We start from the raw sequence: 13,664 nt of genomic DNA, 5'->3' as shown, positions 1-13,664 counted from the left end.
GGGGCTCAGTTCCCCACGTACGTCAGCCGCTCGGGCGGGATCCGCTCCGCCCCCGTGAAGGCGGTGCGCCGGTCCAGCTCCACCATCAGCCCCTCCAGGGCCGCGAGCGGGGACAGGTCGACCGGGCCGACGCACTCGGTCAGCGTCAGGCGCCGCAGCGCGGGGAACGCGGCGAGCGCCTCCAGCGTCCCCTCGATCCCGCAGCGGCGCAGGTGCAGTCCGGTCAGCCACCCGTACGGCGTGAGGGCGCCGATCGACACCGGCGCGGTGTGCCGGATCTCCAGGCTCCGCAGCCCGCCCAGCAGCAGCCGGGAGACCAGCTGCCGGTACTGCCAGGGCCCGGCGATCGTCAGGGTCTCCACCCCGGGCCAGCGGTCGATCCCGTCCAGGGTCAGCCCGCGCGCCCCCTGCCACAGCGACAGCGAGGTCAGGGTCCCGTCGGCGGGGACGTCCCCGATCCGGCGCTCCAGCGGCTCGTACCCGATGACGAGCGAACGCAGCCCGGGGACCCCGGCCAGCGGGGCCAGCGAGAGCCCGTCCCGCAGGTACCCGAAGGCGAGGCTGTCCGCGGCGAGTTCGGCGACCGCCTCGATGCCGTCGAGGTTCGGGCAGTCGTACACGCCCAGGTGGCGCAGCGCGCGGAGGTCCGTCAGCTCCGCCAGGCCGGTCAGCCCGGAGTTGCGCTGGAGGACCAGCCATTCCAGGTCCCGGCGGGCGGTGACGGCCGGCGGCACCCCTTGGTCCCAGGTGAGGTGGAGCCGCCGGATGTGCGGCAGCCTTTCGAGGGCGGCCAGTTGCTCGGGGGTGCTGACGTGCAGGTGCGCGCTGCGCACGGGGGCGTCGGCCAGCACCGCGTCCGCGAAGTCCTCGGTGGGGAACAGGCCCCACGAGCCGCAGATCTCGTGGCTCACCTCGTAGCGGTCGTCCCGTCGGAACCCGGCGATGACCTGGAGCGCCCGGTCCCCACCCACCAGGGCCGCGGTGCGGATGGTCGCGGCCGCCTCGGCCTCGGTGAGGTCCGCGGGCTCCGGCAACAGCTCCAGGACCAGTTCGCCCGCCTTGGCCAACTCCTCGGCCTGGCCCACCGAATGCGGGGGCAGCAGGTGCGCGGTGCGGGTCTCCACCTCCCGCCACACCTCGGGGTCCAGCTCGGGGGCGTGCTCCAGACAGGCGGCCGCGAGCAGCACCAGCCGACTGCTGTCCCGCTTGACCCGCTCGGCCCGGCGCAACAACTGCCGCAGCAGCCGGGCCCGTTCGTCGGGGCGGGCGTGACCGACCGCCATCCGGATGACGTCGTACCACTCGTCCTCGTGGGCGTTGCGCACCAGGACCCCGAAGTCCCGCGCCTCGACGGCCGCCTTGGCGCCCAGGTAGTCGCGGAAGGTGCGGTGGACGAAGTGCACCGAGCCCGGGACCGGCTCGCGCAGCAGCCCGCTGCGGATCAGCAGGTGCCGGAAGACCTGCCGGGCGCTGCCCTGGGCCCGGGCCTGCGGCATGGCGTCCAGCCACTCGTCGACCATCTCCACGGCCTCGTCGCAGTCCGCCTCGACCTGCCCGTTGCGGATCAGCCAGTAGGCGAGCCGCTGGAGCAGCAGGGTCTGTTCGTCGCGGGTGAGGTAGACCCCCTCGACGCCGATGATCTCCCGCTCGCTGTCCCGGCGGACGAGCAGCATGTCGAGCGCGGCGTCGTACAACTCCTTGCGGGCGCGCGGCAGGTGCATGTGCCGGTCCCGGTTCAGCGCGCACAGCAGCGCGCACATCAGGGGGTTGGTGGCGAGCCTGCCGAGGTCCCGGCGCAGCCGGACCGCCTGGCCGAGGGAGGTCTCGTAGCGGTCCAACTCGGCCCGGTCCTCGGCGGATCCGCACTCCGCGCGCGCCGCGTCGTGCCAGTGCGCCAGGAACGCCTGGACGTCCCCCCGTTCCATCGGCAGCAGGGACACCGGGGCGAAGGCGTGGCCCGAGAGCCAGTCGTCACGCACCGCGGAGGGCCTGGTGGTGACGATGTACCGGGCGTCGGGATAGGCGTCGACCAGCGACGAGATCCAGGCCTCGGTCCGGTTGCGCAGCCGCTGCGGCACCTCGTCGACCCCGTCGATCAGGACCAGGGCCCGTCCGGCGCGCAGCACCGAGCTGACCCAGCCGGGCGGCGCCTCCCCGTGGAGCGGTATCCCGCAGGCGCGCAGGAACTCCTCCGGCATCGGCAGCGCGTCGCGCTGGGTGAAGGAGCGCAGCCGCAGCACGAACGGTACGTAGGAGTCCAGCTCGCGCAGCTCCGGGCCGAAGCTGCGGCGGGCCGAGTTCAGCGCCAGCCACTGGACCAGCGTGCTCTTGCCCGAGCCGGCGGGTCCGCGCAGCAGGACGCGCCCGGAGCCGCCGAGCGCCGTCTCGACCGTGGTCACCGCCTGGCGCCCCAGCTCTTCGTACGGCTGGTCGCCGCTGACCGAGAGGCTGATGTAGGCCAGGTCCAGCGGCCATTCCTGGGGGGAGTGGCTGAAGGTCAGCCCGTACAGCTCCAGGCGCCCGTGGGTCGCGGCGATGTAGGCCGCGTACCGCTCCTCGAAGTCCGCGGCCGCCGATCCGGGCGCGGGACCCAGCCGGGTGCGCAGGGCGCCCAGTTCGCGGGCCAGGTCCCCGGTGCGCCGGATCACCTCCAGGTCCGCGCGGGCGCCGAAGGCCGGCAGCGTGGTGACGTACTCGACGGCGTGGCGGCAGCACAGCTCCAGCAGCTCCCCGTAGAGCGCCCGCGCCGCGTCGCCCAGGCCCGGCGGCGGGCCGGGCAGGGCCCGGGCGAGCCGGTCCGGGTCGAGGTCGAGGGCGAAGAGGGCGTCCGGGTCCAGCGCGCCGAGTCCGGCGAAGGCGTCCTGTACGGCGTCCAGCGCGGCGAGGCGCTCGTGCTCGGGGAGCCGGGACACGGGGGTGTGCAGGCGCCCGGCGAGGGTGCCGGCGAGGTGGGCCAGTTCCGCCTCGCCCAGTTCCGTCGGGCGGCGCCAGCGCGGGGCCGGGCGGGCCGGGTCGGTGGTGCTGCCCGCCCCCGGAGCCCGTGCCAACAGCGCTTTGACGAGCGCGCCCAGCGCCGTTCCCGCCACTTTCAAGACAACCGGCTCTAACCCGCTCACATGGCCTCCCCGCCCCGGTCGGACAGTATCGCCGGTACCGTCGGTAACACCGATGGATACCGATCGGTAACAACATCTAGCGGGCCGGTGGAACGCGCCTCTATGGTGCGGGCATGCCGAACCTGCCCGATGTCGTGCTGTGGTCCATACCTGCCTTCGTGCTGCTCACCGTGGTGGAGCTGGTGAGCTACCGGTTGCATCCCGACGAGGACGCCGCCGGGTACGCGACCAAGGACGCCGTCACCAGCCTCGGCATGGGGATCGGCAGCCTCGCCTTCGACTTCGTCTGGAAGATCCCGATCGCCCTGATCTACGCGGCGGTCTACGAGCTGACCCCGCTGCGCGTGCCCGTCCTGTGGTGGACCGTGCCGCTCATGCTGCTCGTGCAGGACTTCCTCTATTACTGGCAGCACCGCGGCCACCACGTCATCCGCGTCCTGTGGGCCTGCCACGTGGTGCACCACAGCAGCCGCAAGTTCAACCTCACCACCGCGCTGCGCCAGCCCTGGACCAGCTGGACCTCCTGGCCGTTCTACTTGCCGATGATCGCGCTCGGCGTGCACCCGGCGGCCGTCGCCTTCTGCTACTCGATCAACCTCGTCTACCAGTTCTGGATCCACACCGAGCGCATCGACAAGCTGCCCCGGCCGATCGAGTACGTCTTCAACACCCCCTCCCACCACCGCGTCCACCACGCCTCCCAGGGCGGCTACCTGGACCGCAACTTCGCCGGCATCCTGATCCTCTGGGACCGGATCTTCGGCTCGTGGGTGGGGGAGACCGAACGGCCCGAGTTCGGCCTGACCAAGAACATCGCGACCTACAACCCGCTGCGCGTGGCCACGCACGAGTACGCCGCCATCGCCAGGGACGTACGGGCCGCCACCAGTTGGCGCGAGCGCGCGGGGCGGGTCTTCCGCGGCCCGGGCTGGCAGCCCGCACCGGCGGGCCCCGCGGCCGTCGTAGCCGCCGCCGCTCCCGCTCCCGCCCAGGCGCCCGCTCCCGCCGGGCCCGCCGCGTGAGCGCCCCCCGCACCGGAGCCGCCGCCCCCGGGCCCGCCGCCCTCGGATCCGTCGCGCTCGTCGGCTTCGCCGTCGCCACCGCCGCCGACCTCGCATCCCTGCTCGCGGGCTGGGACACCGGGCACCTGGTCTTCAAGCCCCTGCTGATGCCCCTGCTCATCGGCTACGCGCTCACCCGCGGCGCGCCCCGGGCGCTGGTGGCCGCGCTGTTCTTCGGGTGGGGCGGGGACCTCGCCCTGCTCTCCGACGCGGACCCCGCCTTCCTCGTCGGCATGGGCTCCTTCGCCGTCGGGCACCTGTGCTACCTGGCGCTCTTCGGGCGGCGCCCGGCCTCCCCGCTCGCCGGGGCCGCGTACGCGGGCGCGCTCCTGGGGACGGTGTCCCTGCTCTGGGGGGACCTCCCGGCCGACCTGCGGATCCCGGTCGCCGGATACAGCCTGCTGTTGACCGCGATGGCCTGGCGGTCCGGGGCGCTGGGGTGGCGGGCCGGGCTCGGCGGGGCGCTGTTCCTGCTCTCCGACACGCTCATCGCGACCGGGGTCGCCGAGTGGCCGCAGCTGCCCCGGCCCGACTTCTGGGTCATGGCGACCTACGCGGCGGCCCAGTACCTGCTGGCCGCGGGCGCCCTCGCGGACGACCGGGCGTACCGTAGGGAAGTCGTACCAGTCTGACCGCCTCGGCCACTCTGATCCCCTGAAGTCACCGAAGGACCGCACCATGCGCGCCACCGTCATCCATGCCCCGCTCGACATCCGCGTGGAGGAGGTGCCCGACGCCGCGGTCCAGCGGCCCGAAGACGCCGTCGTGCGCGTGCTGCGCGCCTGCATCTGCGGCAGCGACCTGTGGGCCTACCGCGGCGAGGCCAAGCGCCAGCCGGGCCAGCGCATCGGGCACGAGTTCCTCGGCATCGTCGAGGAGACCGGCTCCGCGGTCTCCGGTCTGCGCGCGGGCGACCTGGTCGTGGCCCCCTTCATGTGGTCCGACGGCACCTGTGACTACTGCGTCGAGGGCCTGCACACCTCCTGCGTGCACGGCGGCTTCTGGGGCTCGGTCGGCTTCGACGGCGGCCAGGGCGAGGCCGTCCGCGTCCCGCACGCCGACGGCACGCTGGTGAAGCTGCCCGCCGAGGCGGCCTCCGACGAGCACCTCCTGACCGGGCTGCTCGCGCTCTCCGACGTCATGGGCACCGGACACCACGCCGCCCTCGGCGCCGGCGTCCGCAAGGGCTCCACGGTCGCCGTCGTCGGCGACGGCGCGGTCGGCCTGTGCGGCGTGCTGGCCGCCAAGCGCCTCGGCGCCGACCGGATCATCGCCCTGGGCCGCCACACCGCCCGCACCGACATCGCGAAGCTCTTCGGGGCCACCGACGTGGTGGCCGAGCGCGGCGAGGCCGCCGAGGCGGCCGTGCGTGAGCTCACGGGCGGGCAGGGCGCGCACGCGGTCATCGAGGCCGTCGGCACCGAGCAGTCCATGCGCACCGCCGTGAACATCACCCGCGACGGCGGGGCCATCGGCTACGTCGGCGTGCCGCACGGCAGCGGGACGGGCCTGGACCTCGGGGTCATGTTCGACCGGAACATCACCCTGCGCGGCGGCGTCGCCCCGGTCCGCGCCTACATCCCGGAGCTGCTCACCGACGTGCTGAACGGCACGATCGACCCGGCGCCCGTCTTCGACCGGACCGTGGCCCTGGACGAGGTGCCGGACGGCTACCGCGCGATGGACGACCGCAGCGCCCTCAAGGTCATGATCAAGGCCTGACCAAGGCTTGATCAGGGGCCTGCTCACGGCCTGACGGCCTCGACGCGGTGCGGGGGCCGGGCGGGAACTTCCCCGCCCGGCCCCCGCGTCGTACCCGGCTCGCGCGCGGCTACTTCACCGCGTCGAGGGCGTCGACCTGGCCCGCGCCGTAGTAGCTCGTCTGGCCCCACTTGGCGGTGCAGGTGGTCGCGTCCACGAGGGCGCCGGTCGCGTCGTAGATCTTGTCGGGGCAGGCCTTCTTGTCGGCCTGGAGCTTCAGCAGCGCCTGGAGCTGCGCGGGCGCGGCCCACGGGTGCGCGCTCTTGAGCAGCGCCAGGACGCCCACGACGTGCGGGGCGGCCATCGAGGTGCCCTGCTTGTAGCCGTAGCCGCCGCCCGGCAGGGTCGACAGGACCCGCCCGTTGGCGTCCGGGGTGGCCGGGAGCTGCCACTTGTCGCCGCCCGGCGCGCTCACGTCGGCCACGCCCAGCCCGTAGCTGGAGTAGTACGAGCGCAGGCCCTGGTCACCGGTGGCCGTCACCGTGACCACGCCCGGCAGCTGCGCGGGCAGGGACGGGCAGACCTTGGGGTCGACGGTGCGCGGCACGGGGGTCGCGTCGTCGGGGCTGGTGCCGTCCAGGATCGAGGGCGCGGCCAGGTCCCAGTTCTCGTTGCCCGCCGCGGCCACCGTGAGGGTGCCCTTGCGCTCGGCGTAGCGGCTCGCCCGGGTGAGGGACTCGACGAGGGCCTTCTGGTCGTCGTCCGTCTTGCAGTTGAAGTACCAGGGGTCCATGTAATAGCTGTTGTTCGTCACCGCGATGTGGTGCTCGGCGGCGAAGACGAACCCGCAGACCACCGCCTCGGCGAAGAACAGGTTGGTGCCGGGCTCGGCCACCTTGATCGCGGCGACCTTCACGCCGGGCGCCACCCCGCTGATGCCGATGCCGTTGCGCGCGGCCGCGATCGTCCCGGCCACATGGGTGCCGTGGTCGCTGCCGTCGACGTACGGGCGCCAGGCGCCGTCGGTGGTGTCGGCGATCCCGCCGACGCAGTTGGCCGACTGCGACGCGGAGAAGTTGGCCGCCAGATCGGGGTGGGTGTCGTCGACACCCGTGTCGATGACGCCCACGGTCACGTCCGGGCTGCCATCGTTGATCTTGTGAGCCTGGTCGGCCTTGATAGCCCGCAGGTCCCACTGGTTGGGCTCCAGCGGCTCCTCGCCCGGCGCCGCCTGCGCCGCCGCCTTGGCGGCGTCCGCCGCGCTGAGCTTCTGGGTGGTGCCCTCCTCGTCCGTCTGGACCGCCTTGAGCGGGGCCGTACGCGTGGCGCCCACCGAGACCACGAGAGCGCGCTGCGTCCGCAACGTCTTGGCGAAGTCGGGGTTCGAGGAGTGCGCGATGACCACCCCGATCTGCTCATAGGCCGTCACCACCGTGCCGCCGGCCCGCTCGACGGCCTTCTTCGCCTCCTTGGCCGACGCGTAGGTGGTCAGGTTCACCACGTACGACAGCTCCGGTCCCGTGGCGGCGGACGCGGCCGCCGCCACCGGCCCCAGCGGCGCGGCGGAGGCCGCCACCGACGGGAGGAAGGCGAGCGAGGCCGTGAGCAACAGGCCGACCGGCACGGCGAGCGCACGCCTGCGGGCGGATCCCAGATGAGCCATGGGTTCTCCACATCATCCGTGAAAAAGCCGTCGTGACGCGGGTCGCGTTACGACGGGTTCATGACAGGTGAAGCTAGCGCCGGTGTTCGTGTCCGCGCCATCAGTTCGAGAAATCAGTCCCCCGCGAAACCGATCCGGAAGCCCACTCTCCGAAGATTCAGCGGGTGTTGAACCGTCCCGACGCGCCGACCGTGCCGTTGACAGGGGGGCTCAGCACCACCGCCCCCTTCATGGAGGTCGTCTTGTCCATCGTCCCCACCGCGCCCACGTCGCAAGGAGAGCCGCCCGTGACCTCGAAAGCAGCGCCGCCCCCCGACGCCGCGGATCCCGGGGCGCTCTCCCCGGGCCCCACGCCCGAAGCGTTCGTCCAGGTGCAGCAGAGCGCCGAGTTCGCGGCCCTGCGCCGCTCCCACCACTCCTTCGCGTTCCCGCTCACCATCGCCTTCATCACCTGGTACCTGCTGTTCGTGTTCCTTTCGAACTACGCGGGCGGCTTCATGGGGACCAAGCTCTTCGGCAACATCAACGTCGCCCTGGTCTTCGGCCTCGCCCAGTTCCTCAGCACCTTCCTCATCGCCTGGTTCTACTCCCGGCACGCCGCGACGAAGCTCGACCCCCAGGCCGAGGCCATCAAGTCCCGCATGGAGGCCGACGCATGAGCAGCCCCGCCGTGATCCAGCTCGCCGCCGCCTCGACCGCCGAACACCGGCCACTGATCATCACCCTCTTCGCGGTCTTCGTCGCCGCGACCCTGGGCATCACCGTCTGGGCCGGCCGCCAGACCAAGAGCGCCGCCGACTTCTACGCGGGCGGCCGCCAGTTCACCGCCTTCCAGAACGGGCTCGCGGTCTCCGGCGACTACATGTCCGCCGCGTCCTTCCTCGGCATCGCCGGAGCCATCGCGCTCTACGGCTACGACGGCTTCCTCTACTCCATCGGCTTCCTGGTCGCCTGGCTGGTCGCCCTGCTGCTGGTCGCCGAGCCGCTGCGCAACGCCGGCCGCTACACGATGGGCGACGTGCTCGCCTTCCGGATGCGCCAGCGCCCGGTGCGCACCGCCGCCGGCGTCTCCACCATCGTCGTCTCGATCTTCTACCTGCTCGCGCAGATGGCGGGCGCGGGCGTCCTGGTCTCGCTGCTCCTCGGCATCACCGGCGACGCCGGCAAGATCCTCATCGTCGGCCTGGTCGGCGTCCTGATGATCGTGTACGTCACCATCGGCGGCATGAAGGGCACCACCTGGGTGCAGATGGTCAAGGCCGTGCTGCTCATCGCGGGCGCGCTGCTGATGACCGTCATGGTGCTGTGGAAGTTCCACTTCAACGTCTCCGACCTGCTCGGGACGGCCGCGGAGAAGAGCGGCAAGGGCGGGAAGTTCCTGGAGCCCGGGCTGAAGTACGGTGCGAACGGCACCTCCAAGCTGGACTTCATCTCGCTCGGCCTCGCCCTGGTCCTCGGCACCGCGGGCCTGCCGCACATCCTGATCCGCTTCTACACCGTGCCCACCGCGAAGGCCGCCCGTAAGTCCGTGAACTGGGCCATCGGCATCATCGGCGCCTTCTACCTGATGACGATCGCGCTCGGCTTCGGCGCCGCTGCCCTCATCGGCCCCAAGGAGGTCAAGGCGGCGAACCCGGCGGGCAACGCGGCCGCCCCGCAGCTCGCCGAGCACCTGGGCGGCGGCGTCGGCACCACCGGCGGCGCGGTCCTGCTCGCCGTGATCTCGGCGGTCGCCTTCGCCACCATCCTCGCCGTGGTCGCGGGCCTCACCCTCGCCTCGTCCTCCTCGTTCGCGCACGACATCTACGCGAACGTGATCCGCAAGGGGAAGGCCACCGAGGAGGAGGAGATGCGGGCCGCGCGCTGGTCCACCGTCTTCATCGGAGCGGCCGCCATCCTGCTCGGCGCCCTGGCCCGCGACATGAACGTCGCCGGTCTGGTCGCCCTCGCCTTCGCGGTCGCCGCCTCCGCGAACCTCCCGACGATCCTCTACAGCCTCTTCTGGAAGCGCTTCACCACCCAGGGCGCGCTGTGGTCCATCTACGGTGGCCTGATCTCGTCGGTCGTCCTGGTGCTGTTCTCCCCGGTCGTGTCCGGAAACGCCAAGACCTCGATGTTCAAGAGCGTGGACTTCCACTGGTTCCCGCTGGAGAACCCGGGCCTCATCTCCATCCCGCTCGGCTTCCTCCTCGGCTGGCTCGGCACCGTGCTGTCCAAGGAGCCCGCCGACCCGCAGAAGTTCGCGGAGCTGGAGGTACGGTCCCTCACCGGCACCGGCGCGCACTGACGCCGTACCCGGGAGCACCCCACCGTTGAGCCCCCCGCTCATGTGAGAGGGACCGAAGAACCGAACCGGTCGTGTCGTAGTTCCCTACGACACGACCGGGTCACGTCTCGTTCCTTTGGGCACCCCTACGCGGCACACAGGTCGCGTAGGCTCGAATAAGACGCCCGCACCATCGAAAGCGACGTCGACCTCTACTAGGACCGGACAGGGGAGGGGGCCCACAGTGCTCATCGACACCTTCGGCCGCGTGGCCACTGACCTGCGCGTCTCGCTCACCGACCGGTGCAACTTGCGCTGCACGTACTGCATGCCCGAAGAGGGACTGCAGTGGCTGGGCAAGCCGGACCTGCTCACCGACGACGAGATCGTCCGCCTGGTCCGCATAGCCGTCACCAGCCTCGGCATCACCGAGGTCCGCTTCACCGGCGGCGAACCGCTGCTCCGCCCCGGCCTCGTCGGGATCGTCGAGCAGTGCGCGGCCCTGGAGCCGCGCCCCAAGATGTCCCTCACCACCAACGGAATCGGCCTCAAGCGCACGGCCGCCGCCCTCAAAGCCGCCGGCCTGGACCGGGTGAACGTCTCCCTGGACACCCTGCGGCCCGAGGTCTTCAAGACCCTCACCCGCCGTGACCGGCACAAGGACGTCATCGAGGGAATGGCCGCGGCCCGCGAGGCCGGCCTCACCCCGGTGAAGGTCAACGCCGTCCTGATGCCCGGGCTCAATGACGACGAGGCTCCCGACCTGCTGGCCTGGGCCGTCGAGAACGAGTACGAGATGCGCTTCATCGAGCAGATGCCGCTCGATGCCCAGCACGGCTGGAAGCGCGACGGAATGATCACCGCCGGTGACATCCTCCAGTCCCTGCGCACCCGCTTCACGCTCACCGAGGAGGGCGCCGACGAACGCGGCTCCGCCCCGGCCGAGCGTTGGGTGGTCGACGGCGGCCCGGCCACCGTCGGCGTCATCGCCTCCGTGACCCGGCCGTTCTGCGGCGCCTGCGACCGCACCCGGCTCACCGCCGACGGCCAGGTCCGTACGTGCCTGTTCGCCACCGAGGAATCGGACCTGCGCGCCGCCCTGCGCTCGGGCGCCCCGGACGAGGAGATCGCCCGGCTCTGGAAGGTCGCGATGTGGGGCAAGAAGGCCGGATCCGGCCTGGACGACCCGACCTTCCTCCAGCCCGACCGCCCCATGTCGGCGATCGGCGGCTGACCGGAGCGGGAGCGGGCGGAAAGATCGACGGAGGGCTCGGAGCGAGGTCGTCAGGACGGCCGCTCCGAGCCCTCCGGCTGTACCCACTCCTCGAACTTCACGACGTCCTTGAGGAAACCGCGGACCCCCAGGAACTGGCTCAGGTGTTCTCGGTGCGCCTCGCAGGAGAGCCAGGTCTTGAGCCGCTCCGGCGCGTGCAGCTTCGGGTTGTTCCACGCCAGGACCCACACGGCGGCGTCGCGGCAGCCCTTGCCGGAACAGGTGGGGATTTCGTTCGCATCAGGGGAGTTCACAGCCTCAACCCTACAAACCACACGAACGGAAGGGCGACGCCGAGCAGCCACGGGGGGAGCTGCCCGGCGTCGGTCCGTCGCTCCGACGGGGGATGCGGAGCGCGTAGGCAGTATGTCACGCAGGACCCGGTGCGGTGCACCGGAACTTCATGATTGATCTGAGGTTTTATTGAGGTTTCCCGGCTCCAGTGCGGGGTGCACAGGCGCGGGCATGAAGTGCGAGGGCAGCGAGGGCGTCGACTCGCGCCCCGCGTTGGCGATGACCACGGCGACGTACGGCAGCAGTGCGCCCAGCACCAGCGTCACGATCGCCACAGGCCGTTCCACGTCCCACAGCAGCACGGTCAGGATCACCGACAGCGTCCTGATCCCCATCGAAATCACGTACCGGCGCTGGCGCCCCCGCACGTCCTCCGCGAGGCCCTTGCGCGCCCCGGTGATCCGGAAGACCTCGGCCCCGTTCCGCTTCTTCCGCTGCACGTTCCACCACCCGATCCACCCGCCGGACGCTCCCCGGTCCGGACCCTTCCACCGTACGCCGCGCCCCGAGCGCCGGGGAGGGCGGGTGTCGCCCGAACGGAGTCACCCGACATGCGGACCCGTGGGACCGGCCCGAGACTGGGCTGACATGCGCACATCGCGCCACGAGGAGGCGACATGCATTGGTTGTGGGCGATCATCGTCGGGTTCGTACTGGGCCTCATAGCCCGGGCGATCCTGCCCGGCAAGCAGCACCAGCCCCTCTGGCTGACCACCGTCTTCGGCATCATCGGCGGCGTCCTGGGCAACGCCGTCGCCGGCTGGATCGGTGTGCACGACACCCGGGGCATCGACTGGATCCGCCACCTGCTGCAACTGGTCGGAGCCGTCGTGGTCGTCGGGCTCGGCGACATGGTCTACATGATGTTCCGGGGCAACAAGCGGCAGGTGACCTGAGCGGCGCGGCCACCGGGACGCGTCCACAGGACGCGTGACCGGAACATGATGCGGGGGCCGGTACGGACGATCGCGTCCGTACCGGCCCCCGCGCCGTGCCGTCGTACCGGGTGCCTAGCCCGTGACCTCGACCGCGGCCAGGTTCTTCTTGCCGCGGCGCAGCACGAGCCAGCGACCGTGCAGCAGGTCGGACGCGGCGGGCACCGCGTCCTCGGCGGTGACCTTGACGTTGTTCACGTAGGCCCCGCCCTCCTTGATCGTGCGCCGGCCGGCCGACTTGCTCGCGACCAGACCGCTCTCCACGAGCAGGTCGACGACCTGCGGGAGCTCGGCCACCTGGGCGTGCGGCAGCTCGGACAGGGCCGCGGCCAGCGTGGCCCCGTCCAGGTCCGTCAGCTCGCCCTGGCCGAACAGCGCCTTCGACGCCGCGATCACGCCGGCGCACTGGTCCGCGCCGTGCACCAGGGTCGTCAGCTCCTCGGCCAGCGCCCGCTGAGCGGCGCGCGCCTGCGGCCGCTCGGCGGTCTGCGCCTCCAGCTCCTCCAGCTCCGCACGGGTCCTGAAGGAGAGGATCCGCATGTAGGTGGAGATGTCGCGGTCGTCCACGTTCAACCAGAACTGGTAGAACGCGTACGGCGTGGTCATCTCCGGGTCGAGCCAGACGGCGCCACTCTCGGACTTGCCGAACTTGGTCCCGTCCGCCTTCACCATCAGCGGCGTGGCCAGCGCGTGGACGTGCGCCTTCGGCTCCAGCCGGTGGATCAGGTCGAGCCCGGCCGTCAGGTTGCCCCACTGGTCGGAGCCGCCCTGCTGGAGGGTGCAGCCGTAGCGCCGGTACAGCTCCAGGAAGTCCATGCCCTGGAGCAGCTGGTAGCTGAACTCGGTGTAGCTGATGCCCTGGTCGGACTCCAGCCGCCGGGCGACCGAGTCCTTCGTCAGCATCTTGTTGACGCGGAAGTGCTTGCCGATGTCCCGCAGGAACTCGATGGCGGACAGGCCCGCCGTCCAGTCCAGGTTGTTCACCATGACCGCGGCGTTCTCGCCCTCGAAGGACAGGAACGGCTCGATCTGCGTCCGCAGCCGGCCCACCCAGTTCGCGACCGTCTCCGGGTCGTTCAGGGTGCGCTCGGCCGTGGGCCGCGGGTCACCGATCTGCCCGGTCGCCCCGCCGACCAGCGCCAGCGGCCGGTGCCCGGCCTGCTGGAGCCGGCGTACGGTCAGCACCTGCACCAGGTGTCCCACGTGCAGGGAGGCCGCGGTCGGGTCGAAACCGCAATAGAAGGTGACGGGACCGTCCGCGAACGCCTTGCTCAGCGCTTCTTCGTCGGTGGACTGGGCGAAGAGCCCGCGCCACTTCAGTTCGTCGACGATGTCCGTCACGGTCTCTCGACTCC

Annotated in this window: 12 protein-coding genes; 7 read left to right on the top strand and 5 right to left on the bottom strand. The window is 71.6% G+C overall.

Annotation, left to right across the window (positions count from 1 at the left end):
• Window positions 1-5 precede the first annotated feature (5 nt).
• Window positions 6-3,086, bottom strand: coding sequence for an NACHT domain-containing protein (locus tag ACIBEA_RS08615; protein WP_399259521.1), 3,081 nt, complete (start codon window positions 3,084-3,086; stop codon window positions 6-8).
• A 143-nt stretch (window positions 3,087-3,229) separates the two neighbouring features.
• Between ACIBEA_RS08615 and ACIBEA_RS08610 the strand changes: the two genes are divergently transcribed.
• Genes ACIBEA_RS08610 through ACIBEA_RS08600 form a run of 3 tightly spaced genes read left to right on the top strand, consistent with a single transcriptional unit; the run spans window position 3,230 to window position 5,899 of the window.
• Window positions 3,230-4,138, top strand: coding sequence for a sterol desaturase family protein (locus tag ACIBEA_RS08610; protein ID WP_399259114.1), 909 nt, complete (start codon window positions 3,230-3,232; stop codon window positions 4,136-4,138).
• Window positions 4,135-4,809, top strand: coding sequence for a lysoplasmalogenase (locus tag ACIBEA_RS08605; protein WP_399259113.1), 675 nt, complete (start codon window positions 4,135-4,137; stop codon window positions 4,807-4,809). Before ACIBEA_RS08610 ends, ACIBEA_RS08605 begins: the two co-directional genes overlap by 4 nt.
• Window positions 4,810-4,855: 46 nt before the next feature.
• Window positions 4,856-5,899 carry a zinc-dependent alcohol dehydrogenase family protein gene (locus ACIBEA_RS08600; protein ID WP_399259112.1) on the top strand — a complete coding sequence of 348 codons (1,044 nt, stop codon included), beginning with the start codon at window positions 4,856-4,858 and terminating at the stop codon, window positions 5,897-5,899.
• A 109-nt stretch (window positions 5,900-6,008) separates the two neighbouring features.
• Here ACIBEA_RS08600 and ACIBEA_RS08595 read toward each other — a convergent pair whose 3' ends face one another.
• Window positions 6,009-7,541 carry a S8 family peptidase gene (locus ACIBEA_RS08595; RefSeq protein WP_399259111.1) on the bottom strand — a complete coding sequence of 511 codons (1,533 nt, stop codon included), beginning with the start codon at window positions 7,539-7,541 and terminating at the stop codon, window positions 6,009-6,011.
• Between the two features lie 287 nt (window positions 7,542-7,828).
• Between ACIBEA_RS08595 and ACIBEA_RS08590 the strand changes: the two genes are divergently transcribed.
• The 3 genes from ACIBEA_RS08590 (at window position 7,829) to moaA (ending at window position 11,041) form a co-directional block, all read left to right on the top strand.
• Window positions 7,829-8,200 carry a DUF485 domain-containing protein gene (locus tag ACIBEA_RS08590; protein WP_399259110.1) on the top strand — a complete coding sequence of 124 codons (372 nt, stop codon included), beginning with the start codon at window positions 7,829-7,831 and terminating at the stop codon, window positions 8,198-8,200.
• Window positions 8,197-9,828 carry a cation acetate symporter gene (locus ACIBEA_RS08585; protein ID WP_399259109.1) on the top strand — a complete coding sequence of 544 codons (1,632 nt, stop codon included), beginning with the start codon at window positions 8,197-8,199 and terminating at the stop codon, window positions 9,826-9,828. The genes ACIBEA_RS08590 and ACIBEA_RS08585 overlap by 4 nt, the downstream gene beginning before the upstream one ends.
• Before the next feature lie 223 nt (window positions 9,829-10,051).
• Window positions 10,052-11,041: a GTP 3',8-cyclase MoaA gene (moaA, locus tag ACIBEA_RS08580; RefSeq protein WP_399259108.1), complete on the top strand. Its 990-nt coding sequence runs from the start codon at window positions 10,052-10,054 to the stop codon at window positions 11,039-11,041.
• A 50-nt stretch (window positions 11,042-11,091) separates the two neighbouring features.
• Here the strand turns inward: moaA and ACIBEA_RS08575 are convergent, their stop codons facing one another.
• Window positions 11,092-11,334 carry a hypothetical protein gene (locus tag ACIBEA_RS08575; protein ID WP_399259107.1) on the bottom strand — a complete coding sequence of 81 codons (243 nt, stop codon included), beginning with the start codon at window positions 11,332-11,334 and terminating at the stop codon, window positions 11,092-11,094.
• Window positions 11,335-11,481: 147 nt separating this feature from the next.
• Window positions 11,482-11,814, bottom strand: a complete 333-nt coding sequence (locus ACIBEA_RS08570) for a DUF3099 domain-containing protein (RefSeq protein ID WP_399259106.1) — start codon at window positions 11,812-11,814, stop codon at window positions 11,482-11,484.
• Window positions 11,815-11,991: 177 nt separating this feature from the next.
• On the opposite strand from ACIBEA_RS08570, the gene ACIBEA_RS08565 reads away from it, so the two are divergent.
• Complete coding sequence (locus ACIBEA_RS08565; protein WP_399259105.1) at window positions 11,992-12,270, top strand: GlsB/YeaQ/YmgE family stress response membrane protein; 279 nt, start codon at window positions 11,992-11,994, stop codon at window positions 12,268-12,270.
• A gap of 114 nt (window positions 12,271-12,384) precedes the next feature.
• Here ACIBEA_RS08565 and tyrS read toward each other — a convergent pair whose 3' ends face one another.
• On the bottom strand, window positions 12,385-13,650 hold the full coding sequence (gene tyrS / locus ACIBEA_RS08560) for a tyrosine--tRNA ligase (RefSeq protein ID WP_399259104.1): 1,266 nt from the start codon (window positions 13,648-13,650) through the stop codon (window positions 12,385-12,387).
• Window positions 13,651-13,664: the final 14 nt, after the last annotated feature.

The sequence above is a fragment of the Streptomyces sp. NPDC051555 genome (assembly GCF_044454405.1).
Classification (GTDB): domain Bacteria; phylum Actinomycetota; class Actinomycetes; order Streptomycetales; family Streptomycetaceae; genus Streptomyces.
This window is presented reverse-complemented; position numbering and strand designations above follow the sequence as displayed.